The organism is Psychrobacter sp. 1Y11 (assembly GCF_052259045.1).
Taxonomy (GTDB): Bacteria; Pseudomonadota; Gammaproteobacteria; order Pseudomonadales; family Moraxellaceae; genus Psychrobacter.
Genome location: NZ_JBQQER010000014.1, coordinates 1 through 25,685, shown reverse-complemented (window position 1 = coordinate 25,685; position 25,685 = coordinate 1). Strand labels below are relative to the sequence as shown.

22 protein-coding genes are annotated in these 25,685 nt (G+C 43.7%); 10 read left to right on the top strand and 12 right to left on the bottom strand.

Annotated features, from left to right (window positions below):
- Positions 1-85: 85 nt before the first annotated feature.
- Both ACTXGJ_RS11295 and argS read right to left on the bottom strand, forming a co-directional pair.
- Positions 86-898, bottom strand: coding sequence for an SPOR domain-containing protein (locus ACTXGJ_RS11295; RefSeq protein WP_443566011.1), 813 nt, complete (start codon positions 896-898; stop codon positions 86-88).
- Between the two features lie 62 nt (positions 899-960).
- Positions 961-2,790, bottom strand: coding sequence for an arginine--tRNA ligase (gene argS, locus ACTXGJ_RS11290; RefSeq protein WP_443566010.1), 1,830 nt, complete (start codon positions 2,788-2,790; stop codon positions 961-963).
- A 251-nt stretch (positions 2,791-3,041) separates the two neighbouring features.
- On the opposite strand from argS, the gene ACTXGJ_RS11285 reads away from it, so the two are divergent.
- On the top strand, positions 3,042-3,263 hold the full coding sequence (locus tag ACTXGJ_RS11285) for a DUF2788 domain-containing protein (protein ID WP_439244207.1): 222 nt from the start codon (positions 3,042-3,044) through the stop codon (positions 3,261-3,263).
- Here the strand turns inward: ACTXGJ_RS11285 and ACTXGJ_RS11280 are convergent.
- The 3 genes from ACTXGJ_RS11280 to cmoA all read right to left on the bottom strand — a co-directional run bounded on the left by ACTXGJ_RS11280 (position 3,253) and on the right by cmoA (position 6,484).
- A complete protein-coding gene (locus tag ACTXGJ_RS11280) occupies positions 3,253-4,341 on the bottom strand; it encodes a DUF1176 domain-containing protein (RefSeq protein ID WP_443566033.1) in 1,089 nt (362 codons plus the stop codon). The genes ACTXGJ_RS11285 and ACTXGJ_RS11280 overlap by 11 nt on opposite strands.
- 124 nt (positions 4,342-4,465) lie before the next feature.
- The gene (gene cmoB / locus ACTXGJ_RS11275; protein ID WP_443566009.1) at positions 4,466-5,509 is read right to left on the bottom strand and encodes a tRNA 5-methoxyuridine(34)/uridine 5-oxyacetic acid(34) synthase CmoB; all 1,044 of its coding nucleotides are present in this window, start codon (positions 5,507-5,509) and stop codon (positions 4,466-4,468) included.
- Between the two features lie 153 nt (positions 5,510-5,662).
- Complete coding sequence (cmoA, locus tag ACTXGJ_RS11270; protein WP_443566008.1) at positions 5,663-6,484, bottom strand: carboxy-S-adenosyl-L-methionine synthase CmoA; 822 nt, start codon at positions 6,482-6,484, stop codon at positions 5,663-5,665.
- Between the two features lie 175 nt (positions 6,485-6,659).
- Here cmoA and msrA point away from each other — a divergent pair, with 175 nt between their 5' ends.
- The 4 genes from msrA (at position 6,660) to ACTXGJ_RS11250 (ending at position 10,483) form a co-directional block, all read left to right on the top strand.
- Positions 6,660-7,181 (top strand): peptide-methionine (S)-S-oxide reductase MsrA, encoded by a 522-nt coding sequence (gene msrA / locus ACTXGJ_RS11265; protein WP_439244202.1) that lies wholly within the window; start codon positions 6,660-6,662, stop codon positions 7,179-7,181.
- 139 nt (positions 7,182-7,320) lie between these two features.
- Entirely contained in the window at positions 7,321-8,004 is a 684-nt protein-coding gene (gene tmpT, locus ACTXGJ_RS11260; protein ID WP_443566007.1) for a thiopurine S-methyltransferase, read from the top strand.
- 24 nt (positions 8,005-8,028) lie between these two features.
- Positions 8,029-8,742 carry a DUF1499 domain-containing protein gene (locus tag ACTXGJ_RS11255; RefSeq protein ID WP_439244199.1) on the top strand — a complete coding sequence of 238 codons (714 nt, stop codon included), beginning with the start codon at positions 8,029-8,031 and terminating at the stop codon, positions 8,740-8,742.
- Positions 8,743-8,992: 250 nt separating this feature from the next.
- Complete coding sequence (locus ACTXGJ_RS11250; RefSeq protein ID WP_443566006.1) at positions 8,993-10,483, top strand: lytic murein transglycosylase; 1,491 nt, start codon at positions 8,993-8,995, stop codon at positions 10,481-10,483.
- A gap of 97 nt (positions 10,484-10,580) precedes the next feature.
- On the opposite strand, the gene ACTXGJ_RS11245 is transcribed toward ACTXGJ_RS11250, so the two are convergent.
- The 4 genes from ACTXGJ_RS11245 to ACTXGJ_RS11230 form a co-directional block, all read right to left on the bottom strand.
- The gene (locus ACTXGJ_RS11245) at positions 10,581-10,880 is read right to left on the bottom strand and encodes a hypothetical protein (RefSeq protein ID WP_439244195.1); all 300 of its coding nucleotides are present in this window, start codon (positions 10,878-10,880) and stop codon (positions 10,581-10,583) included.
- A 325-nt stretch (positions 10,881-11,205) separates the two neighbouring features.
- Positions 11,206-12,231, bottom strand: coding sequence for a DUF4062 domain-containing protein (locus ACTXGJ_RS11240; protein ID WP_439244193.1), 1,026 nt, complete (start codon positions 12,229-12,231; stop codon positions 11,206-11,208).
- 143 nt (positions 12,232-12,374) lie between these two features.
- Positions 12,375-13,307, bottom strand: a complete 933-nt coding sequence (gene murI / locus ACTXGJ_RS11235) for a glutamate racemase (protein ID WP_443566005.1) — start codon at positions 13,305-13,307, stop codon at positions 12,375-12,377.
- Between the two features lie 471 nt (positions 13,308-13,778).
- Positions 13,779-14,423 (bottom strand): DUF1285 domain-containing protein, encoded by a 645-nt coding sequence (locus ACTXGJ_RS11230; protein WP_443566032.1) that lies wholly within the window; start codon positions 14,421-14,423, stop codon positions 13,779-13,781.
- A 734-nt stretch (positions 14,424-15,157) separates the two neighbouring features.
- On the opposite strand from ACTXGJ_RS11230, the gene ACTXGJ_RS11225 reads away from it, so the two are divergent.
- Positions 15,158-16,795 (top strand): electron transfer flavoprotein-ubiquinone oxidoreductase, encoded by a 1,638-nt coding sequence (locus ACTXGJ_RS11225; protein WP_439244277.1) that lies wholly within the window; start codon positions 15,158-15,160, stop codon positions 16,793-16,795.
- A 121-nt stretch (positions 16,796-16,916) separates the two neighbouring features.
- Here the strand turns inward: ACTXGJ_RS11225 and ACTXGJ_RS11220 are convergent, their stop codons facing one another.
- Positions 16,917-18,413, bottom strand: a complete 1,497-nt coding sequence (locus ACTXGJ_RS11220) for an alanine/glycine:cation symporter family protein (protein ID WP_439244190.1) — start codon at positions 18,411-18,413, stop codon at positions 16,917-16,919.
- Between the two features lie 720 nt (positions 18,414-19,133).
- Here ACTXGJ_RS11220 and ACTXGJ_RS11215 point away from each other — a divergent pair.
- From ACTXGJ_RS11215 to ACTXGJ_RS11205, 3 genes are all read left to right on the top strand, one after another.
- Positions 19,134-19,394 (top strand): DUF4212 domain-containing protein, encoded by a 261-nt coding sequence (locus ACTXGJ_RS11215; RefSeq protein WP_439244188.1) that lies wholly within the window; start codon positions 19,134-19,136, stop codon positions 19,392-19,394.
- 4 nt (positions 19,395-19,398) lie between these two features.
- Positions 19,399-21,267, top strand: coding sequence for a sodium:solute symporter family protein (locus ACTXGJ_RS11210; RefSeq protein ID WP_443566004.1), 1,869 nt, complete (start codon positions 19,399-19,401; stop codon positions 21,265-21,267).
- 176 nt (positions 21,268-21,443) lie between these two features.
- Positions 21,444-21,989 carry a hypothetical protein gene (locus ACTXGJ_RS11205; protein ID WP_439244184.1) on the top strand — a complete coding sequence of 182 codons (546 nt, stop codon included), beginning with the start codon at positions 21,444-21,446 and terminating at the stop codon, positions 21,987-21,989.
- 52 nt (positions 21,990-22,041) lie between these two features.
- Here ACTXGJ_RS11205 and ACTXGJ_RS11200 read toward each other — a convergent pair whose 3' ends face one another.
- Positions 22,042-22,548 carry a rhomboid family intramembrane serine protease gene (locus ACTXGJ_RS11200; protein WP_443566003.1) on the bottom strand — a complete coding sequence of 169 codons (507 nt, stop codon included), beginning with the start codon at positions 22,546-22,548 and terminating at the stop codon, positions 22,042-22,044.
- A gap of 179 nt (positions 22,549-22,727) precedes the next feature.
- Positions 22,728-23,783, bottom strand: a complete 1,056-nt coding sequence (locus ACTXGJ_RS11195) for a 5'-nucleotidase (RefSeq protein ID WP_439244275.1) — start codon at positions 23,781-23,783, stop codon at positions 22,728-22,730.
- Between the two features lie 278 nt (positions 23,784-24,061).
- On the opposite strand from ACTXGJ_RS11195, the gene ACTXGJ_RS11190 reads away from it, so the two are divergent.
- Entirely contained in the window at positions 24,062-24,955 is an 894-nt protein-coding gene (locus ACTXGJ_RS11190; RefSeq protein WP_443566002.1) for a pirin family protein, read from the top strand.
- The last annotated feature ends 730 nt before the right edge of the window (positions 24,956-25,685 follow it).

Sequence of the window (25,685 nt, the reverse complement as noted above, 5' to 3'; positions counted from 1 at the left end):
CTCTTGCTTAGTTCATTCCTCAAAAAAATAGCACAAAAAAAGCGTCAATGTGACGCTTTTCCTTAATAATAAAGAATTCTCGCAACTATCGACGCTGCTCAACGATAATAGAGTCGATACCGTTGTTTTGTAAGCGCTGCTGTGCACTAGTGACCGCCTGACGATTATTCATTGGACGTGAAATCACCTGATAAATAGGTAAGCCATTGCCGGTCGTGTTTTTGACGACTCTAGCATCCACCCCTGCCATCAACACTTGCGCGCGGCGGCGATCCGCCTCATCAGCATCGCCAAAGCTATTGATTTGTAGAATGTAAGTGGAGGCTGGCGCTTTTTGTACTGTCGCTGTGCCACTGCCAGCCGCTATATTCGCATTGTTTGCTCTGTTGCTATTAGGAGATGTAGGCGCGGTACCGTCGTAAGTCGCATTTTCTTCTACTATCGTAATCTCATTATCGGCATCGCTGTTATTAGCTGCTGAGCTGCCACTCGGTTCAATCGTTGTGTTTTCAGAGATACCCAAATTGCTATTATTATCAGCACTAGCCTCAGGCTGAGTCACTACAACGTCAGCCTCGAAGTCATCCGTAGCACCTAAACGATCATTCTCTACTCCGCCGATATCTTCATCAGGAATGGTCGCCATCTCTTGGTTAGGCAGAATGTCATAAAACTCATAATCTGCATTGTCAGTGTCCGTCTCCACTCGCTGCTGTATCTGCCGATCAGAATCAGCCGCGGTTTCACTCTCGGCAGGACTAAAATTAAACAATGGCGAGAGGTACAAAAACACCCCTATCATAAGCGTCAATATCGCGCCAACGAACATCCACAATAAGCCTGATACGCTACTTGACTTACGTTTTTCAGTGGCGCCTCTAGGTTTTTTGGCTAACATGGATTGGTTTCTCCCTACTGAGTTGATATAAGACTACATTGATATCAGTATAACGTATTCGCTTACATGCTAGAAGGTGCAGTCAGCCCTAAAAGATTTAGGCCATTAGCCAGTACTTGCCGAACTGCTTTAGACAAGCGCAGGCGTGCCTGCATCATATTTAGCTCATCGGCACTTGGTGTCGCCCCTGAAGTCAGGCTCATAGGCAAGATACGATTGGTGTCATACCAGCCGTGGAACAGCGCTGCTAATTCTTTTAAGTAGTTGGTCAAGATGTGCGGCTCATAACCCGTCGCTGCACGTAATAAAGTCGCAGGATAAGCGGCTAATAGCTTAATAAGCGCTTCTTCACTTGGCGCGCTAAGCAAGTTTTGCTGTGCTGCGCCAACGCTGTCATCGACGCTCAGCCCGCTAGTCTGTAGTTTTTCTAATACGCGGCAAACGCGAGCGTGCGCATACTGAATGTAATACACTTGGTTGTCTTTGCTTTGTGATTTGGCCAGCTCTAAATCAAAATCTACGTGCACCTCAGGCTTACGCGCCACATAATAAAAACGCGCCGCATCATTGCCAACCTCTTCGCGTAGCTCACGCAGCGTCACAAACTCACCAGAGCGCGAAGACATCTGCACTTTTTCACTGCCACGCCATAGGGCAACAAACTGTACTAATACTACATCCAAGCGCTCAGCATCTATACCAAGCGCTAATAGTGCGGCTCGTACTCGCGGTACGTAGCCATGATGATCCGCGCCCAATACATCAATCACTTTATCAAAACCGCGATCGAATTTATTCTTATGATAGGCGATATCAGAGGCAAAATAGGTGGTTTGGCCATTAGCACGGCGCACGACTCTATCTTTTTCATCGCCAAAGTCTGTCGACCTAAACCAGATATTGCCGTCTTGCTCAAATAGATGGCCTTTTTCCTGTAACACTTGCAGTGCCGGCTCGATCTCATCAGTGATCGATCTCTCGCTAAACCAGCGCTCATAACGCACGCCAAAATCGTTCAAATCGTCTTTGATATCAGCCAAAATGCCAGTCAGCGCGGCATTAAGAAACAGCTCATAATTCTCACCCAATAAGCGTTTGCTATTAGCAATCAGCCCATCAATATGCGCCTCTTTGTCGCCTGAGATCAGCTCTTTTTCACCGGTAGCATTGATATCGTACTTAGCATCTGCAGTAACGTCTTTAGCGACCTCTGCAAAAGAATGCACGTAACTAGCGCCGTGCTGCGTCTTTACAGTTTCGGCGATATCACGGACATAGTCGCCTTTATAAGCGTTAGACGGGAAAGCCACACTCTCGCCGTTCGCTTCTAGATAGCGCAAATAAGTACTCGTCGCCAAGATATCCATCTGCCGACCGGCGTCATTGACATAGTATTCACGGGTGACGTCATAACCCACTGCTTCGAGCAAATTCGAAACACTCATGCCAAAGGCCGCACCGCGACCATGACCAACGTGTAAGCTTGAGGTTGGGTTAGCGGAGACAAACTCCACTTGCACCTTTTGCCCTGCAAACTGATCACTGAGACCAAAACGATCTTGCAGCGTAAAAATATCTTCTAAAACTGCAAACTTAGCATCGCTATTTAGAAATACATTAATGAAGCCAGGCCCGGCGATATCGACTTGGCGGATATCTTGGTTTTCGGGTAGCGCGTTAACGATTTGCTCTGCTAAAGCGCGCGGATTACTTCTAGCGGCCTTGGCAGCGGTCATCGCAATGTTGCTGGCAAAATCGCCGTGACTAAGGTCTTTAGTACGGGTAATTTGGCTATTATTCTGCCAATCAGCAGGCAATACGCCGCCTTCTTTTAGAGTTTGGACAGCATCCTCAAACAGGGCTGCTAAAGTATCAATTTGGGCTTGTGACATAAGGGTATAAACTCAGATAAATATGACGAAAAAGTGATAACCCGTAAATATAACAATCTTTGCAGGTTATTGCATCATTATTGATAAAAATAGCGCTAAACAGCCACAATTTATGGCATCTAAGGACTAGGGCGTGTTGAATGTAGTAATACTGTCATATTGCCAACCGCAAAAGTTCATATCAAAACCGTTCCACGTTATAATATGGCTTTTATTTTTATTGCACTTAAATTGCACTTAAGGAAAAAAGTATGTTCGCCATTGCTGCTAGTACGGTTACCAACTGGGGACTGTATATATTATTGCCTGTATTTATCGCTTTCTTATTTTTTATTATTTGGGACCTTTCTAAAAAATCTGACGCAGGGCGCGCGGGAACCTTTTGGATGTTTTTAGCTTTAGGCGCAGGTTTTATAGGGTTTATTATCAAAGTTTTAGTCGAAGTTGCTTTTGAAAAATGGTTTATTGGTTAGGCTCAACCACTTCACTGACATAAGTGGGCATGCTCCAAGCCCCACCAGCTTCTATTAAGCGACACATACCAGTAGTCAATTCACTAGACAGCACAAAACTTTTGCCATCCCAAACCCAGTTAGACATTGACCAACAGTCGCCTAATCCACGACCTTTATGCGCGGAAAATATCTCACCTTCACTATACTCTGAACCAGATAGAGTAATTAATTCAGGTTTACTCGGTTTGTCGTTATCTAGCAACCAATAACCATGACCAAAGTTGTAAGCGCCCGTCCAGCATGGGTGGCGAGCCAAGGTGTAATTCCTATCAATAGCTATAAACTGCCAAACTTTATTGTTTTTATCGAACCAGCTTTGATCTGAGGTCAGCACGTTACAATCGGTGCGCGCTTCGTTATCAAGAGTCGCTATTGCCCACTTATCAATATTCTCTTGAAAATAGCTCAGTGTTGATGGGGTAAGTGGTTTGTTATCTTCGTCAGAATAAGCAAATGCTTTTCTGATAATAGGTTTTGCTTTAGCAGATTTAGGAATTTGCCGATTGGGATTAGTTTTACTGACTAAAGCTGAAGACGTTCCTACCCGGCCCTGAACATCATCTAGTTTTAATAACACAGCCGCCATACCCTGATCAGATATTTGCCATTGATACGCGCCTTTTTTAAATACTACTTTGCTATTTTTTCGCGCCTGTTTGATAAGTTGGGCCGTTTGCGCATCGGTCAACCCCCTAGCGCTACTCCCATCTACTGGCGGCTTAATGGCTCCATAAAACTTATCATTTAGCCATAGCTCAATAGAATTATTCTTACCTTCAATTTGAGCGATTATCTCGTCTGATGACTCCAAATAGTTTAATACCACTTGTGTACTTGGTATTTTATCACCTGCCGCTACGGTCATCAAAATACTACCGCGCCATTCAGCACTCTCATCAGTATAGCCGGCAGCACGGCAAGTCAAAGTATTGTCACAGACCACATGCCAGTCATCACTTACAAAACCGCTGCCATGGAATGGGTCGCCATAAGCGTCTGCAGCTAGAGCGGGAAAGGAGAAAAAACTGGCCGTCATCACAGCTATCGCTATTTTCACAATATATCACCCCTATCTTTGTAGGCTGCATTGCATGCGTCCTCATAGTTTGACTGGTATTTAAAAAGCACCCTACGCTTCGAGCCTTTGCAAAATGATAAGATTACCTTCTAGCTATGATCGTCGCGCGCTTCGGCGCCGGATAACCTTCAACCGTTTTGCTAGGATCATTGGGGTCAAGGAAATCCGTGAGCGATTGATAAGTCATCCACTCGGTTGCTCGCTGTTCCTCTATTGTAGTCACATCGACATCCACGCAGCGCACTTCATTAAAGCCAACCTTTTCTAGCCAGCCTATTAGCGCTTCAACCGACGGCAGAAAGTAAACATTATTCATCTGTGCATAACGATCATGTGGCACTAGTACCGTATTGGCATCACCATCGATCACTAAAGTCTCAAGTACTAACTCGCCACCTTTCACCAACTGTCCGCGCAACTGCTGCAAATGCTCAAACGGTGACTGGCGATGATAAAGCACCCCCATGCTGAACACGGTATCAAACAGTTGACTGCCTTGGTCGCCACTGGCAGGCAACGCCTCTAGTGGCACTGGAATATAATGAGTTCGGTAATTGTCAGCATTCCCCACAAAATGCCGAATCGCCATAAACTGATGATAAAACAAACACGATGGATCGACGATGATAACCGTCTCTGCGCCCGCCCCTGCCATACGCCAACCGTGATAACCAGAGCCGCCACCGACATCAAGGACACGCCTGCCTTTCAAAGGACTCAAATGCGGAGCTACCCGATCCCATTTCCAATCGCTATGCCATTCGGTATCTATCCGAATGCCTGCTTCATCGTTACCAATTTGACCGCCAATATAAAAAGGCCCTTTTCGCCAAGGCATCAATTGCTTGAGTAACGCGGTAATTTGTTTATGTTCGGAGTCACTAAGCTCGCTATTCACCGTAATAGCTGAACTATTCAAATCAACGCTATCAGCATCAATAGTCGGCAAACGCGTCACGGAAGACTGATAAGCTGGCGCATGCGCGTAACTACGCTTATCCTTGATAGCCGTTAGCCACTTAGGCAGTAGCGCCAACCATTCGTAAGCCACCGGCTGCGTCTCAGCGATGGTCAACAAGGTTAAATACAGTTCACGTTCAGCGTTGACAATAGTGTTGTTGGTCATAGAAATTTCAGTTTTCGTTAGATTATAAGTGGCTAGATAATAGTTATAAAAGGAAGAACAAAGATAAAAAGATTGGCCTCAAGCTTAGCGTTCTTTCATAGTCGTGAAATCTGCGGGGCATGGGTGATTTATTTTTAAGGGTTTATTCAAAAACTACTTAAACGCCACAATCGACACAAAGTTCAAAAACTGAAACCAAGTCAAATGCCTTGCAAACCCTACTTCGCTTAAACGCTGATGGTGCTGATCTAGAGTATCGGTAATCAGCACATTTTCCAGCGCGTTACGCTTACCGCTGATCTCCATCTCGCTATAACCATTAGCGCGTTTAAAGTCATAATAACGCTCAACCAACCATGCATCATACTGCTCATCAAACGCATGGGTTTTCTCAGTTAGTACTAGTATGCCACCTTCACTTAATGCGGCATAAATTTTCTCTAATACTGCAACTCTATCGGCAGCAGGTAAAAACTGTAACGTTAAGTTCAAAATTACCATATCACACGATTCTAGCTCCACATCGCGAATATCCGCAGTAATAACTTCAATATCATGCTCTGGATAATTATCACTCAGTAAGGTGGTCGCTTCAGTCGTCATCGCCGGTGAGATATCAATCGCTTTAATCTGTAGGTCTTGTGACTCAAACCCGCCCGCTAGCGCCATCGTTGCCCCGCCAAGCGAGCAGCCCAAATCATAAATACGGCTCACCTTTTGACCGTCACTGTTCTGCTGACGATACTTGCAATGACGCCGCGCAAAGAGTGGCAGCATAGCGAGTACTTGACCATAACCGGGCACACTACGGCGAATCATGTCAGGGAAACAGGCGACCACTTGCTCATCAAAGGAGAAGCGTGCGACTTTATCTAGTGGCGTGGTAAAGGGCCTATCAAATAAGGTATCAGGCTTAACATTAGCTTCGATATCAGTTTTTGGAGAGGGATTAGATTGACTCATGGAACGGCTCATTTAGCAAACAGTTTGTATAGTAAGACATTTAGCAAAAGCCCATTATAACATTACTGTTTGTTACTCATAGCTCAAAGCCTGCTTGTTATCCTAAATAGGTAAAACTAAGCTTTGTAAGCACATAGTGAAAGTCGCAAAATAGGCTTAGTTTAAATCATTAATAATAGGAAATATTATGCAAACAATTATCTTAGGTGGTGGCTGCTTTTGGTGCACCGAATCGGTATTTTTATCCGTAAAAGGCGTCCAGTCTGTGGTTTCAGGCTATATGGGCGGTGAGGCGGCAACTGCCAACTACGGAGCCGTCTGCGGCGGTAATAGTGGTCATGTGGAAGTCATAAAAATAGAGTTTGATGACTCAGTATTGCCGCTAGAAGTGCTGCTCGATGTGTTTTTCGCGACTCACGATCCAACGACTAAAGACCGTCAAGGCAATGATGTCGGTAGCCAGTATCGCAGCATAGTCTACTATACGGATGAAGCACAAAAACCAACCGTTGATCGTACGATTAACAAACTGCGTGATATGGGCGTCAACGTCGTCACCGAAGTACATCCTGCGGTTGAATTCTATCGTGCAGAAGAAGATCATCAAGACTTCTTTAATAGAAACCCTAGTCAAGCTTATTGTAACTTTGCTATCCCCCCAAAGCTTGCTAAGCTACGTCAAGAGTTTAAAGAGTACATGGTCGCTTAGACAGTCGACGTTATTTTTGTAGGTGCTAAAGCCAAGTGTGATTACGCTTGGCTTTTTTGTGCTATTTAGCGTTATCATAATGACAATGATAACGACCTCTAACCCCATCATATTAGTAAACAGGTTAAGGAAATAGAATATGCAAGCTGATTTTTGGCAATCGCGCTGGATCGAGGGTCGTATTGGCTTTCATAAGTCTGAGGTCAACCCCTTGTTGCTCAAGCACTTTCCGGCTCTAAATCTCGCAAAAGCCAGTCGCCTACTCGTACCGTTAAGTGGTAAATCGATAGACATGGCTTGGCTGGCACAGCAAGGGTATGATGTCATTGGTATTGAGCTGGTCGAATCTGCAGTAGAAGAGTTTTTCGCTGAGCAAGGTATGACTCCGAAAATTAGCCGGCCTACCGATAATGACACTATTAAATGCTATCAAGGTCAGCTATCAGGGCGGACGATTGAGCTATGGGTAGCAGATATCTTCGCACTAACGGCTGACAACATAGGTCAAGTTGATGCAGTGTATGATAGAGCCGCCCTGATTGCCCTACCGCCAGATATGCGCCCAAAATATAGCGAGCAGATACGTAAACTGAGCGTCAGTGTTGATAATAAAAACGCCCCACAATTACTTATTACGCTTAATTATGATCAAAGTCAAAGGGACGGTCCACCGTTCTCAATTAGCGCTGAGCAATTGCAGCACTACTATAGCGATACTTATCAGCTCACTGAGCTTGAGCATAACCCTTCAACCTTAAATGCTAATGCCGCACTGAGCGTCACTGAGCATGTTTGGTTATTAACGCCTACCGTTAATGGATAATAGGCCTTAAAATAGAGTCGTGATATGAAAATCATCGTGTTACTAATGAGCTTGGCGGCATTTTTACTAGTGACGCTACCTGGCCCCCTTTATAAATCTGGCATTGTTGAGTTGGGGACTGCTTTTGCGGGTTTTAAGTATGCAGTTATCGCTGGTATAGCGGCGTTGGTATTACTTATCATGCAGATGCTATTTAAGCGAAAAACGGTGACTTTTACTAGTGCGGCGGTCGCGATAATCTTCTCTCTAGTCGCTATCATTATGCCTTTGTGGATGATGAGTACGGCCAATAATGTGCCTGCTATCCACGATATTTCAACCGACATAACGACGCCACCTGAGTTTGTAGCGATTGCGCCGCTACGTGCTGATGCTCCTAATCCAGCAGCATATGCGGGTATTGAGACTGCCAAAAAACAACGCGAAGCTTATCCTGAGCTGCAAACTTTGCAGTATTCACAGTCCAAAGCAGAGCTAGTAGCCGCTGTTGAGCAGGCCTCTAATAATCTAGGCTGGAATTTAGTCAATAGTGATGAAAAAGACGGGCTGATTGAAGCGACCGATGCGACATTATGGTTTGGGTTCAAGGATGATATCGTGGTGCGTGTGCAAGATACTGGTGATGAGCGCTTAGTCGATATTCGCAGTAAATCAAGAATGGGCAAAAGTGATTTGGGTAAGAATGCCGAGCGTATTGGCAACTTTATTCAGGAATTGGATATCGTTTTGAGTCAGTAGTAGGTCGGTTAACTTTAGTCATAGCGAATATAGGTTTGTAATGGTAATAAAGCGATTATGCTAACCATTAGCGTCATACGAATGACCATTATTCTTAGCCGAATTCAATGCCAACCTCTCCTGCATCCTCACCCTCCTGTCAGCTTATCGTAACCAGGCCATGCTAGTGCTTTTCTTTATTATCGATATTAGTTACTCTAACTGAATCTTTGATTTTATGCTCTGCTTTTCACCTTTACAGGATATCTCCATGCGTTTGAATAAGCTCTCTACCCTCTCCCTGTTGACCGCTGCTATCAGCCTCAGTCTTGCCAGCACCGCGCAAGCCGCTAAGCCACCGGCTCCCGACCTATCTAATAGCGAATTTCAGCAGTGCCTAGATGGTCTCAAAAACTCTAGTAAATTTCGCAGTGTAGACAGCTTCACCTTTAATAACTATCGTCCGACTCAGCCTGATCCGAGTGTGATTCAATCGCTGAACTATCAGCCTGAATTTCAAAAAGATGTTTGGGATTATTTATCCGCGCTAGTGGATCGTGAGCGGGTCGAGGACGGTATTCGCGCCAAGCGCCAATGGGGCGACACCTTGCGCCAAATCGAGTCGCGTTATGGCGTCAAGCCTGAGCATGTATTGGGGGTATGGGGTGTTGAGTCCAACTTTGGCCAGACTTTAGGCAAAAAGCCTTTGTTTGAGTCTTTAGCGACGCTATCCTGTTTTGATCGTCGCCAAAGCTACTTCCAAGGTGAGTTTGCCAATGCGCTCAAAATCGTCCAACGCGGTGATATCGCACCAAGTGATATGACGGGCTCATGGGCGGGGGCGTTTGGGCAGACGCAGTTTATGCCGAGCACCTTTTTAGAATTGGCGGTCGATTTTGACGGTGATGGTCGTCGCGACCTCGTCAATAGTGTCCCCGATGCGCTAGCTTCAACAGCTAACTTTTTAGACAACCGTGGTTATCGCACAGGCGAGCCTTGGGGTTATGAAGTCAAACTTCCTGATGGTTACTGGGCAGCATCAGACCGTAAAAATAAAAAATCGATAAGCCATTGGCGTAATCAAGGGCTGACGCTCGCAAACGGCAGCCCGCTACCTTATGATTTAGATAGCGCCGGCTTATTATTACCCGCAGGCATCGACGGTCCTGCTTTTTTAGTCGGTAAAAATTTCGATACTTTCTACTCGTACAATGCTTCAGAAAACTATGCCTTAGCAATTGCGCATTTATCTGATTTGATTACCCGTGAGGACAGTAACAAAACTGACTTTATCACCGCTTGGCCGACCGATGATCCGGGTATCAGCCGTCAGCAAGCAAAAGATATTCAGCAAGCCTTATTAGACGCAGGCTTTGATATTGGCGGAGTTGACGGCATTATCGGCGACAATACCCGCACCGCCATTCAGCAGTATCAAACCAGCCGCGGTGTCTTTCCTGCCGATGGCCGCGCCGGTCAGAAGTTTTATCGTACCATTATTGGTAATGCTGCCCCTAACCAAAATCAGTATAGCAACCAATACAGCCAGCCAGTAAATAATCAGTCAAACAATAGCCAGCCTCTAAATCCGGCACCTGCCGATCGTATGGGGCAACTGATTCAACAGCAAACGGCCACGCCTAATGTTTATTCTTCGCAGCCCTCTGTGCAGCGCTCTATTCAACCGGCCGATTCTGGAAATATCCGCTATCGCCGAGTGACCAATAGCGATGGTAGCGTACGCCTTGAGCGCATCAACTAAGTCATACTAGACTTTAGAAATTACATCAAAAAACCACATCAAGTTGATGTGGTTTTTGTTTTAGCTATTAGTTATTTTGCTTTATACATATTTTGGTTTATACAATAGGCGGTGGATTAGGTTCACCATTATCACCATTCCAGTTTTCGCGGGCTTTGTCATCGAGATCAGCGGGCGTTTTTGGCTCCCACTTGCCGTTTTCTTTCCAGGTGTCATCGCCCCAATCCTCGTCTTCTTCTTTTCTATCTAGATCTTTATAGGCTTGGCTTGGATCGATACCGCGGCGCTTCATATCAGCCACTTGCTCTTCTAGGGTGCGAAACTGATCGGCATCATACATGGCTTTTTCTAACCCATCAATTTCATGTTTTAGTTCATCATTTTTAGAGTTACTCATTACGCTCTCCTTAATCGAGTGAATAATTTACAAAATATGCTCTATAAGACTAAGTTCCATTAAACAGCAATCAGACCTAATTTTATTTTTCTTATTCATTCATGGTAGTCATGTATTAACAGTCATTGGTTAATAGTAGTTATTTCGTCTGCTAGTACTTTCTATTATTATGAATATAAGCAAGTTTAACAAGCGTTGACACGTATGCTTTGTATTACGAAACGTAGTCCTGCTCGACTCCTTAAAAGCTAAAGGGTTTTTTTATAGGGATAGAGGTTTTTAATAGAAAGTAGGGTTTTAAGCTTACGCCTATAAACTGCGCGTACTAATCTTGAGCAGAGGATTGCTGTCCATTGTTGTTGCTAGTTTTATTTTCTACTAGTAATTTTTTGGCATAAAAAGTCAAACTCCAAAGCTCTTTGGTAGAGCGTATCTCAGAACCAGAGCTCTTTATCTGAATCCAGTTGGCGGCTATCAGTAGTCTTTGTAGCTTATCTAAATCACTTTTTATAATTTGACAGCGAGCAACAGCATGAACTTTAGGCATGAGCTGTTTGATATCACCCTCAGCCTTAGGCGCAATCAACCGGTTGAATTGACTTTGCAGACCATAACTTGAAAAAAAATCTGGCATCCCTCCTAAAGCAAATAAAACGTTTTGCCAAGTGATTGACATAGTCATTATCACATCCGTTAAGTTACCATCCTCGTAGGCCTGAGCACTGTACTCGATATCAAGGGACTCGTTTAGATCAATCGTTGTAGTGACACTATCGCTAGCTTCATAACTGTTATTAGTCTGATGGCGAGCATTTGCTAGACGACTCGCTTGAGGATTTAAATTTCCGTGGGTGTTCACCGCCGTTTTGCTGACAAGGTCTCTAGCATTTATCCACTCTGCCGCTAAATTCGACTTTTCTATCATATTAGCGTGCATGCTGCTTAATAGCTGCTTAATATCAGTATTATCATCATAATAGTGCACTTCATTCTTTTTTTGTTCTACTATACGAATAAAGGCTTTGAGCGACTCACTGAGCTCGTCAGGATCGTAATGTCTTTTTATGAGCGTCATCATAGGCTTGACTCGAGCCTTAGCATTGAAATAACTCAGATGCATTTGACTAAACCCCGTATTCTGCACTGCTCCGTAACTATCGCCAATCACCATCAGCACATAATCACAAGCATCAACGCATTGTCGACCGTATAAAGCCGATTGTGATAAATGGGTTGAGAGATCGTAAGTCAAAAACGCGCGCGATTGAAAAAATACCGCCAAACTGTCCAAAATCAGTGGCTGACTATGGGCAACGCAGATAACATGAATGTGATATCGACGGTTTGGCAAAGTGACCTCTACAGTATCTGGCTATGCTCATGCTCGTATTTTGTCTAAAACATGGCTTTGTTATTATTATTGATTTATCCTAACACAATACTGTTAAGCGTTTTTAAAATACTGAAGCGGGTTTGCAGATAATGGCTCTAGCGTTAAGCGACGTATTGAATATTGACCTGCTTACCCAGCAGCCGCTCAATAACCTGACCCAAATTATCGTCATATTTACTAGTATAAAGCCGCAATGGATTATCCATCCCTGTCTTGTCTGATGCCGCCAGCATGCGCTTTTCTATTAATAAAGAGCGCACTCGAGCAGCGATTGCTTGCCCTGAGTCTACAACCGTTATTGGCAGCTTTTGCTCACGAATCTCTTGCAACAAAAATTCCTTAAAAAAAGGATAATGCGTACAGCCCAGTACTAAATAGTCGATATCGTCATCGGCCAACTGCTGGAGCTTTTGCCGCAAGCGAATAGCCGTTGGCGAGATAATTGGCATCCCTGCCTCTACCCATGGTACTAATTCTGGATTGAAATATTTACTCACTGCTATATGGTTAGGCTCGGCTATCTCAGCGATGACTTGATTGAGTAAAGTGCCCTCAAGGGTCGCTTTGGTTGCCATAACAGCGACTCGGCCGCTACGACTGCCTAATACCGCAGGCTTGAGCGCTGGTACTAACCCTACGATAGGTATCTGCGGATAGCATTCGCGGGCTATCGTTAGCGCGTGCGCAGAAGCGCTGTTGCAAGCGATGACGATAAGTTTGCAGCCTTGCTCATATAGCCACTGCACTGCCGTTAGCGTCAAATCTTTGATATCTTGGCTGTCGCGATTGCCGTACGGGACGTGCTTGGTATCTGCATAATACAAATAACGCTCGGCAGGTAGCTGCTGAGCTAAGTGTAGATACACTGACAAGCCACCTATGCCTGAATCAAAGACGCCTATTGGTGCTTCACTTAGATCATGACTTAAGGTGCGATCTGGCGCGTGATTTAAGGTCGCGTTTGGCGCATTGTCTATAGTGCAAACATCGCTCTGCTCGCTATCAACTACTGATTGGTGGTTATTTTTGGACATATCATTTTTATAAATAGTATCATTGATAATGAGCTTTAGACCGATAGCTATAGCTCGCCATTTATAGGCTCAAGTTGACTCATAGCTTAACTGCCATCGCTTATCTGTATCTTATAGCTGATTCACTTCAAAACCTATACAGTGCTACTGCAGTGGATTTTGCTCAGCATCGAACAGTGCGAAGCGCACAACAAGCAAGGAAAATTTGTACCAGTAGCACGACAATAGTAGCGTATCGATTTTCTTTCGAATTGACTATAACGCGTGAATACACTGATAAGTTTATGAGTATATACTAGATGCCAATACTTTATGTTCAATCTCGACAAAATATAGCTAATAGAGGATGAAATGATTTTTAGGTCTGGCAAATATCACTAAAAAACTTTGAAAGCTGGAAATGAACTAAAATTAGCCGCTATAGTTTAGGGGCTATAGTTTAGGAGCTATATACAGAAGCTATCTACTTAACTATTCATTATCAGGCATGGAGAGCTGATACTCTTGGCCGCCACTTTGTAATGTCAAAATAGTCATTCCTGCTTGCTCGCTCAGCGTACCAATTTCGGTTAAATGATAAAAAGCATTGCGACCGATAAGCGCCTCTAAACCATTACGGACCATCATATAAGGCCGAACTTGTCCATCGGCATTATTATGGGTGTGAGAGTTGTCTTTGCTATCAGCGTGAAAAGCCCGGAGCGCTATAGGATGCTGCGGATCTAGTCGAACGATATCACCGGTTAAGGTACTAAATTCAAGCCAGCTTACCCCTTCCTCGTTGACGATACCGACATCGTTGATGAGCAGCGGCGCATCTTCGACTGCAATACGCAATTTCTGTACTGGTGTTTTTAAAAAATACTCCGTCTTGCCGTCTTGGTCTTCTTTCCATAAAATGGTTGCGAATAGACTGACTAATGACTCACGCGTCATATGTGTCCCCTCGTGCCACCATTCACCATTAGCTTTTATGACAAGATCCATATCCATGACTTGTTCAGGATGCCATTTTTCTAACGGCGGTATGCTACGACCTTGACGTGTTCCTGCTGATGACTTTAAATAGTGGCTAAGCGCCTCCATATTACTTAAGTCTGATGGCATATCCTGCATAGCCTTAGCGGTATCGATAGCATTTTTTTCATCGGATTTATGACGACTATCCATAAGGCAGTTTCCTTGTTAGCGATATATTATTAGTTAAAGTTTGCTGTGTATAATTGAGTGATTCATTTTAGTTTTAGGTCAAGCAACTTAACGTCTTTATATTCATGATAGGGTTTAAGCCTCACCTTAACATTGATGTCCATAAATGCGTATCGTGTTTGTGGTGTTTTTCTTTTATAATGAGTAACGATTTTTTTGAACCGGTTGTGTGAGCGTCCATTCAATTACGATCACAAAGACAGCTTTATCGAGTAGCCCAATATCTTAGGCAGTGAATAGAGCAAGCCTTATTAAGTGACGATGCGAATACTGTCCTGAGATAAGCCACTAAGAATTTAGGAGTAGGTATGCAAGAGCAAGACAAGCAAGCGCCAGTTTTAGATGCAGAATCTGATATCACTAATGAGGTGGTAACGACAGAAGCTACTGAAGTAGAAGCGAATTCGGTGGATAAAGCAGAAGTAGTGGAAGAGCCAGTCGCTGAAGAAGTGGTTGTTGAGGAACCTATAGTAGCCGAAGAGCCAGTCACCGAAGAAGCGGTTGTAGAAGAGCCCATTGCTGAAGAGCCAGTTGTCGAAGAAGAACCCGTTGCTGAAGAACCAGTGGTCGAAGAAGAGCCAGTTATCGAAGAAGCGGTTATAGAGGCGCCTGAACCAGAACCAGAGGTTGAACGCGAATCGATGGAGTTTGACGTTATTGTCGTCGGTGGTGGACCTGCTGGTCTATCTGCTGCTATCCGTCTGCGTCAACAGGCTATCGCCGCAGGTAACGATGAGTTTATGGTTTGTGTGGTCGAAAAAGGTTCTGAGTTTGGCGCTCATATCTTATCAGGCGCGGTTATCGAGCCGCGCGCCCTAGATGAGCTGATTCCAGATTGGAAAGAGAAAGGCGCACCGCTAAATGTACCGGCGATTGAAGATCGCGTCTATATGCTTGGTTCTGCGACCAAATCCACGAAGCTTATGGATTCAGTGGTTCCGGCCCTCATGCATAACGATGGGAATTATATCGTCTCGTTGGCTAACGTGGTACGTTGGCTCGCTGAGCAAGCTGAAGAGCTGGAAGTGATGATGTTCCCAGGCTTCCCTGCCGCTGATATTCTCTATAATGATGATGGTTCGGTCAAAGGTATCTTGACTGGAGATATGGGGGTTGCGGCAACCGGTGAGGAAAAACCAAGCTTTGAACCTGGCTATGAGCTCCTCGCTAAGTACACTATCTTTGCAGAGGGCAGCCGTGGCCATCTTGGCAAACGCTTGATTAGCCGTTTTGGTCTCGATAACGACTCTGACCCACAACATTATGGTATAGGCCTAAAAGAGCTTTGGGATATCGATCCTGCTAAGCATGAAGAAGGCGTAGTACTGCATGGCTCTGGTTGGCCGTTGAGTGATACCGGATCTTCTGGTGGTTGGTGGTTGTATCATGCTGAAAACAATCAAGTCAGCTTCGGTATGGTCATCGACTTATCTTATTCCAACCCTTATATGTCACCGTTCGATGAGATGCAGCGCTTAAAGCTGCATCCACTTATTCGCAATATCTTAGAAGGCGGCGAGCGTATCTCGTATGGAGCACGAGCACTGACCAAAGGTGGCCTCAACTCTTTACCTAAATTCACCTTCCCAGGTGGCGTGCTAGCAGGTGATGACGCTGGTTTCTTAAACCCAGCCAAAATCAAAGGGACGCATACTTCTATGAAGTCCGGTATGCTTGCCGCAGAAGCTATCTTTGAGGCGCTACAAGCCGGGCGTCAGCACGATGAAGTAGTCGCTTATAGTACTATGTATAAAGAATCTTGGTTATATCAAGATAACTATGAAGCTCGTAACTTTTCGCCGGCTATGCACCGCATGGGCCAATGGATGGGCGGCGCGTTCAACTTCATCGAGCAAAACTTGCTTGGCGGTAAGATGCCTTTGACTATTCATGATAACTCGCATGACTATCACCACTTAGAGCGTGCGGCTCATGCTTATCAGCCTACTTATCCTAAGCCGGATGGCAAGCTTATTTTTGATAAACTCTCTTCAGTGTTTATCTCAAATACTAACCATGCAGAAGATCAACCGGTACACTTAAAGCTAACCGATCCAACGGTACCTATCGCTATTAACTTACCCTTATATGCCGAGCCTGCACGTTTATACTGCCCAGCCGGTGTTTATGAAGTAGTTAAAGATGCAGAAGGGGCTAAGTTCGTTATCAATGCGCAAAACTGTGTCCATTGCAAAACTTGCGATATCAAAGATCCTTCGCAAAACATCACTTGGGTGACGCCAGAGGGCGGCGGTGGTCCTAACTATCCAAACATGTAAGCGCTAGCTAAACCTGTAAGCAGTAGCTTTAAGCTAAACGATACTAAAAAACCGCTCTAAAATAAGGGCGGTTTTTTTATACTTTATGAGCTTTTAGCTCATCAGCTTAGTTTGATCAGGTTTAATCAATCCAAGCATCACGATTGGCCTCGTCTCTTAATTTAACAAAATCATCCGGATTAAATTTGATTTGATCCCCGGTCTTACCCGCTTTTATCTGACGCTCATAGTCACGAAGTATTCTGAGTGCCACTGGCGATAACAACATAATAGCGATTAAGTTGGTCAATGCCATGAGTCCCATTGATAGATCAGCAAAGTTCCATATCGCCGGCAAGCTGGCAATGGCACCGACAAACACCATCGCTAATACCATAAAGCGAAAGATCATAATCATCACTTTGGCATTCTTACTACCAGAGATAAACTCAAGGTTAGACTCACCATAGCTATAATTGGCGATGATAGAAGTAAAGGAGAAGAAGAAAATCGCAATGGCAACGAAGATAACGCCCCAATCGCCGACATATTGGGATAAAGCCAACTGCGTGAGCTGAATACCCTCTTGCTCAACATTCGGGTCAACCACACCTGATAAGATAATAATCGAAGCAGTTGCCGTACAGATGACTAGCGTATCCATAAATACCCCAAGCATCTGCATAAATCCTTGCACCGCTGGATGATTAGGATTGGTTTTGGCGGTAGCAGCCGCATTTGGTGCTGACCCCATACCGGCTTCGTTAGAGAAGAGACCGCGCTTAACCCCATTAATGATAGCTTGGGCGATACCGTAACCTAGTACCCCACCCGCGGCTTGCTCAAAACCAAAAGCTGATTTGACAATTAAGGCAATGGCGGCTGGAAATTGGCTAAAGTTGGTTATGATAATAAACAATGCTAATAAGATATATAAAATCGCCATTATCGGTACGATTTTACCCGCTATACGCGCCACTGAGCGCAGACCTCCAAATACCACTGGTGCGACTAACACTACCAAAATCAAGCCAGTCATCCAGGTAGGAATTCCAAAGGCTTCATTCGTCGCTTGCGCGATCGTATTAGACTGTACGCCATTGAATGCCAAGCCAAAAGCGACTAGCAGACAAACGGAGAAAAACACCGCCATCCAGCGCTTGCCCAGACCTTTTTCGATGTAATAAGCAGGACCGCCACGATAGACATTATCGGTGTGTGGTACTTTGTAAGCCTGCGCCAAAGTCGATTCGATAAAGCTAGTCGACATGCCGACTATTGCAGTCATCCACATCCAGAATATAGCACCAGGACCGCCCAAATAGATAGCAATCGCCACCCCTGCCAAGTTACCTGTGCCGACGCGCGCGGCCAAAGAGGTCATCAAGGCTTCAAAAGAGCTGATACCACCATCTTTGCGCCCTTGGTTAGACACCCATAACAGTTTCCACATATGCCCAAAGTGCCGAAACTGCATAAAGCGCGTCACGACCGTAAAATAGAGACCCGCACCAATCAGTACAAACATCAACAAGCCATACCATGGATTGCTAGCGATCAACCAATCATTATTACCCCAAATAATACTCACACCGTAGTTCACGATACTGTTGAACCACTCTGCAATATTCTCACCCATGGTGTTACCTCTTCTCTTTATTATCGATACTACTACTTATTCATAAAACTACTATGTATCAAATTTTCTTTACCATAAAAATCATTTAATGTCTAGACACTTGGAACAGCTTTAGTGAATAAAAGTTGGCTATAATAATCACGCCAGAAGATAGCTTTTATATAAGTATTCACTAAATAAATGATTCCTGATTACTTTGATTTTTATTGCCTTTTTTGAGTTATCGTTCAAACCCGTCTTGTCAATGGTACAGTATACCTGTCTTTGCGCCCTTAACTCAGCTCATAAAATGTATTTATTTACAGTTTAGACGCTCCGTTACCACAAAGTAATTTTAAATTACTTATTGTTAATTGACTCAATTTTGTATATATTCCTAATAAGTTTATGACTGTGCAGTATAGTCATCGACAGGCAAGACAATAACGAATACTTAAATTTGCAGATTTTATTTCGATTTGACGTTAGTTATATATGATGACACTGTCACATATCAATTAATGTTTGATAAAACTGGTTAAGTAAGCAATTAGCCGTTATGCTTGAACCATCTATATAAGTCTTTAGAGCCGATATGATTGCAGCTATATATAGATAGCACTGAGTTGTGATGCGATAGACGTTAAGCCACGATTGTTAACTCTTAATCGTTAAGTAAATATGACTCATTAGCAACGGCTCAACCATCTTGTTTTATTGTTAGGCAAAAGGAGTTGTCCTATGGAGAACCACAACGATCCATCCGGCTATTGGCGCGCCAATATTCGTCTTATTATAGGTAGCCTTATCATTTGGGCATTATGCTCATATGGGTTTGCAATTCTATTACGTCCATTATTAGCAGGTATCAAAATTGGTGGTACCGATTTAGGCTTTTGGTTCGCTCAGCAAGGGTCCATTGGCGTATTTATCATCTTAATTTTTTTCTACGCTTGGCGTATGAATAAGTTAGATAAACAATATGGCGTAGACGAGGAATAGACCTATGAGTCAATTTATAATTAATATTATTTTTGTAGGGGCCTCCTTTGCGCTCTATTTCGGCATTGCCATTTGGGCTCGTGCTGGTTCTACTAGTGAATTTTATGTCGCAGGTGGTGGTGTCCATCCCGTAGTCAACGGTATGGCAACTGCAGCTGACTGGATGAGTGCGGCGTCCTTTATCTCTATGGCAGGCTTGATTGCAGCTAGTGGTTATGGCGCTTCTACTTATCTAATGGGTTGGACGGGTGGTTACGTCCTACTAGCGATGCTACTAGCCCCATACTTACGCAAGTTCGGTAAATTCACGGTCCCTGATTTCATCGGTGACCGTTTTTACTCTAAGACTGCTGCTATGATTGCGGTGGTGTGTTTGATTGTCGCCTCTACCACTTATGTTATCGGTCAGATGACAGGTGCTGGTGTTGCTTTCTCACGCTTTTTAGAGGTTGAAAATACTACAGGTCTTATCATTGCTGCTATTGTCGTCTTCTTCTACGCCGTGCTAGGTGGTATGAAAGGGATTACCTACACCCAGGTTGCACAGTATGTGGTACTAATGATTGCTTATACTATCCCAGCAGTCTTTATCTCACTTGAGCTAACAGGTAACCCAATTCCAGGTTTAGGCTTGTTCTCGAACCACGTTGAATCAGGTGTACCTATTTTGACTAAGCTTAACCAAGTCGTTACTGATCTTGGCTTTGCCTCTTATACCGCTGATGTTCCTAATAAGCTCAATATGGTACTGTTTACTTTATCTCTAATGATAGGTACAGCAGGCTTACCACACGTTATTATTCGCTTCTTCACCGTACCTAAAGTGGCTGATGCACGTTGGACAGCGGGTTGGACACTAGTGTTTATCTCACTATTGTACTTTACGGCTCCTGCAGTCGGCGCTATGGCACGTTTAAACTTAATTGATACTGTCTATCCACAAGGTGTTGAGGCTGAGCCGATCAACTACGATCAGCGTCCAGACTGGATGAGAACATGGGAAGATACAGGTCTTATTAAGTACAACGATTTAAATAACGATGGTCGTATTCAGTTCTATAACGACGGTGGTCTAGGTGCCGCTGAAGCCGCTCTAGCTACTGCTACCACTGATGGCGGCGATGTCGCAGCAGCAACTGCAGCTGTCGATGAAGCCCGTGTCAAAAACAGTGAAGTATTAGATGGCGAACTTGCTGCTCGTGGTTGGGCTGGTAATGAGTTAGACGTTAACGCTGATATCATGGTACTAGCAAACCCAGAGATTGCCCAGCTTCCACCTTGGGTTATCGGTCTTATCGCTGCAGGTGGTCTAGCTGCTGCTCTATCTACAGCAGCCGGTCTACTACTGGCTATCTCATCAGCGATCAGCCATGACTTGATCAAACGTAACCTGAATCCAAATATTACTGATAAGCAAGAGTTGAAATATGCTCGTATCACTATGGGTATCGCTATCGTCATCGCTACATACTTAGGTATTAATCCACCAGGGTTTGCCGCACAGGTAGTAGCATTAGCCTTTGGTATTGCGGGAGCTTCGCTATTCCCAGTACTAATGATGGGTATCTTCTCTAAGCGTATTAACAACTTAGGCGCTATCTGCGGTATGCTCTCAGGCTTGATCGTTATCTTGGTATACATCTTTGTGTTCAAAGGTTGGTTCTTTATCAGTGGTACGGCGAACTTCCCTGATACTGAAGAGTACTGGTTATTCGGCATCTCACCATTGTCATTTGGTGCCGTTGGTGCTTTAATCAACTTTGTTGTAGCGTTTGTGGTTTCTTATGCTACTGCACCACCACCACCACATATCCAAGAGTTAGTTGAAAGCGTACGCTCTCCACGTGGAGCTGGCGGTGCTATCGATCACTAAGCTATAGATTAATAGGTTTACGTGTATTGTTCTGTTCATTCCATTTATCACTCACAGGCAAAAACTGCTTGTGAGTGATTTTTTATTCGCTCATAACTATACTAGCACTGACATAATCTTCAATTGTATAAGTTGGTTCTGTCAGAATCGGTGCTGATCGCATTAAGGAAAGTTTTATGCTTTTTGAGTTTATTGCTACCATAGCCGCGGCTTTTGGCATGGCAGGTTTAGCCCTTGTTATAACTCACCTCACTAAACTGGCAGGTAAGCGCGCCCCAAGATGGCTTATTCCCTTGTTTGCTGCTATTGGTATTTTTGGCTTTCAAATTCATCAAGAATACAACTGGTACCCTCAACAAGTCGCTGAACTACCAGAGGGAGTGAACGTTGTTAAGACGGCTCAGAGTAGCACTTGGTTTCGTCCGTGGTCTTATGTTAAGCCACAGACTTTTCGTTTTATAGCAGTAGATAGTGTTGGTGCTCGTACACAAATAGACAATCCGAATATTCATTTGGTTAATTTATATCTATTTGAGAGACGTTTGAGTGTTCAGCAGATACCACAAGTCATTGATTGTGCAGCACCTGCACGTGCAGATTATGTCTTACAAGACAAAGGAAGTGAGCTGAATATAGAGGAACATGTCAAGCAGACGACTAAGTGGCGCGAGTTAGAAAAAGAGGACCCGTTATATATAAATGTCTGCACAGATCAGAGATAAGAGGCTAATCAGTAAAAGCAGAATTAGCTGTTTCAAACCAGTTCGCTTAGGGCTACTTAGCCATTTTATAAGCGTGCTTTGAATTTGCCCCTATCAACAATCCGGCGCATAGACCACCAAAATGCGCTGCAAAAGAAACGCCTGGCTGTGGCATTAGACCTTGTTTAATGGTCAGCCAATACCCTGCTCCCATAATAATACAAGCAAGCAAATAGCCCCAGCGCCTTCCAAATACAGCCCCGCCTATCATAAATCCGAGCATAGCAAAACAAAGTCCTGAAGCGCCAATGTGGATAGAGAGTGGTGAGCCTATCAGCCAAGTCATTATTCCAGAGGCAATAATAAGCTGCAAAGTCGTGCGATAAGCATTGTTTTCAAATAAGCCAAACAAGAACAGTATCTGCAATAATACTAACGTATTACCTATAATGTGCGAGAGATTACCGTGCATCGTCCATGACGCAAAGACGCCAATCAGACTGCGCAAGTCAAGCGTACGCGGAGCAATACCAAAGATATTCCACAAGCCAAACATAACAGTATTATTAATAATAAACATGCCCCACATAGGTATTAATACGAATGCGTATAAGCCTATGACTTGCTTTAAGCGCCTCATAGTCAAGGATAGTATGGCTTGTCCATTCATCGATTGCCTCTTATTATTTGACTCATAACCCCTCAAAACAGTGCTAACGTCAGTAAGAATACCTTATATCTTTTTCATCTGAAATCAACTCAAACCTTAGGCGCAAAAACTGGCTGCACGGTCGGCTCAAAGGTCAAAGATGAATCGAGGAGCTCATTGCTGTTCAGATAACTATTATCATATAGCAGCGATGTAGAATGATAAGGGACTAGAGCGGTCGGCATAAAGCGACGCGCGGCATCTATGTGCTTGATAGAATCGTCAAAGAAGATATGCGGGGCAAAAGTTTTGAGCACCGATGTTTTTTCAAGCCCTCCCAAAAAGAAAGCCATATCTACATCTACGCCCCAAGCTCGCAAGGTTTTTATCGCTCGTAGGTCTGCAGGAGCATTGCGGGCAGTCACTAAGGCAATCTTTATCGGACAATGATGCACCTTGGCAGGTAAGCGCTGCTGCAATTTCGACAGCTTAATTAATAACTCCGCATAAGGGCCCTTTTCGATCGGTAAATCGATCATCTCAGCCTCTCTATCATGAAAAGCTTGTAGGCCCTTTTGTTTATATAGCAGCTCTCCTGAATCATCGAACAATACCGCATCCCCGTCGAAGGCAATACGTAGCTGATCGGTATCAAGCTCATAAGTGTTGACGGGAGTAGCGTCCAATATCGCACAAGCGCAACTATTAGCATCGGCTACTTGTTGTGCATCCTCTCGATTGGTCGTCAAAAACAGATCTACGTTAAAGTCTTCGATATATGGAGCGACCGGGCTTCCAGATACGAATGCGGAGCGTGAAATATTCAATCCATTCTCACGAATAGCGTTAAGCACTTGAATACCCGTATCAGGACTGCTCTTTGAGACAATGACCACTTCAACGAGTGGTGACTCAGTCGTTGAATCCGCTGATAAGCAGTCGTTACAGTAATTATTAAGATTTAGCAGCGCTTTAATTAACGGATACCCTGCACCACTATCGAGTGGCTGATCTTCACGCTTCGCCATATAATCGCGAAACTCCTTTACCGCTTGATCAGGGCGCTGCTGTAGCAGCTGCAAAAGATGGTTCTCAGACTCTGTTAAATCAAATAATGCGGTTGCTGATATAGCCACTATTAAAGTATTCGTTAAATCGACTGCCATTTTACTCATTCTCTATCATAGGTATGGTGATTTATAATTGGCATTTAGTTTAGCAATTAAACCTCAATACGTACGTAAGATTTTTATTATTGACTATCATCTAGGAGTAATCACTTTCTATACCGACATTTATTTAATTAATACTTAACTATTAATATTATAAATTAATATCAACTACATAATCCTATTGAAATTTCTCCCCTCGACCTCAAATATATACCTATAGATTGGTAAAACTTAATGATTATCAACGGTTATTAAAAAAGCAGGAGAGAATAATGAGTAATATTATAGTGAATAATGTAAAAGATACCGTCACCCAATCTCGCCAAATCGAACAGCTCTTTGCTGGGGTAGATACCCAAGATGGTGCTGGGGTCAAACTCACTCGCGTGCTCACGCAGCAGCTGCAACAGCGCCTCGACCCTTATCTGATGCTAGACAACTTCAAAAGCGACAATCCAGATGATTATGTCGCTGGGTTCCCCAACCACCCACATCGCGGTTTTGAAACCATTACCTATATGATTACTGGCCGTATGCGCCATCGTGACAGCGCGGGTAACGAGGGGTTATTACAAAACGGTGGCGTACAGTGGATGACGGCGGCTAGAGGTGTTATCCATTCAGAACTGCCTGAACAAGAAGACGGCGCGATGGAAGGCTTCCAGCTTTGGCTCAATCTACCGGCCAAAGATAAAATGAATGACCCTTGGTATAAAGACTTCCAAAGTGAGGACTTGCCTAAATACACGACTGAAGATGGCGTTGATGTCACTGTCATTGCAGGTACATCGCACGGCGTAGAAGGTGCAGTCACACGTGACATCACTGAGCCGACGTATTTGGATATCCATCTACCAGCAGGGTCTAGTTTTAGTCAGGCCATTCCAGCCGATCACAATGCCTTTGCCTTTGTGTATCGCGGTAAAGTGGATATTGAAGGTAGAGAAGTGCCGACTAAGACTATGGCTATTCTGGAAAACAACGACAGTGCTGATGGCGTTACCATTACCGCGGATAGTAGTGAGGATACCAAAGTAATTTTAATCACTGGTCGCCCACTACGTGAGCCGATTGTGCAATACGGTCCCTTTGTGATGAACAGTCAGCAAGAAATCATGCAAGCGGTTAATGATTTTCAAAGTGGTAAATTTGGTGAAGGGGCTTAGTGGTTAGGCTAGTTTGTTAGATAATTTATTGAATATTAAAGCCCGTATTAGTTCGCTAATACGGGCTTTTTTATGGGGAAAATACTGCTTTGGTTGTTAGCGGAGTAGTTCTAAGTGTCAATTATGACATTATATAAACACTGAACAAAATCGTAGAATAATAAAGCTAATTGCAGGATGTAAGCATCGTATTGTACAGATAAGACTACTTAAAGCAAAACGACTGGGGTTTAAATTTGAAAATGTGGCTAAAGTTGGTAAGTTATTTCGAGATTTTTATAAAAAAATGATGTTTGGATTAATGATGAATCTTGAGTAATTTATCTAGTAAATTTACAATACGACATAAGCTATCCGCTGAACATCAATACTTTAATATTCCTTCAAAGGACAGTTTATTCAAATAGATTATTATTTTCTCTATTAATGCCTTCTCTTTTAATGTGAGAGAAATCACCACGTCTTTTTAAGACTGCATAAGCTTCAGCTGGAGACCAGTATTTACTTATAGGACTATAATTATGGGAAAGCGGACTTATCATTTCAAAGAAGTCGTACATTTGCTCACCATCTGCACCACGTCCATTTATCTTCAAAAAAGTTAAACCATCTTTATAAGCAACTTAGTTAACTTTCTGAACCTTATAACAATCTATAGTCTAATCCAAATAAAACCGATACAATCCTATTAACAATTGCATTTAATGAAATAAACGATGACTTATTCAAT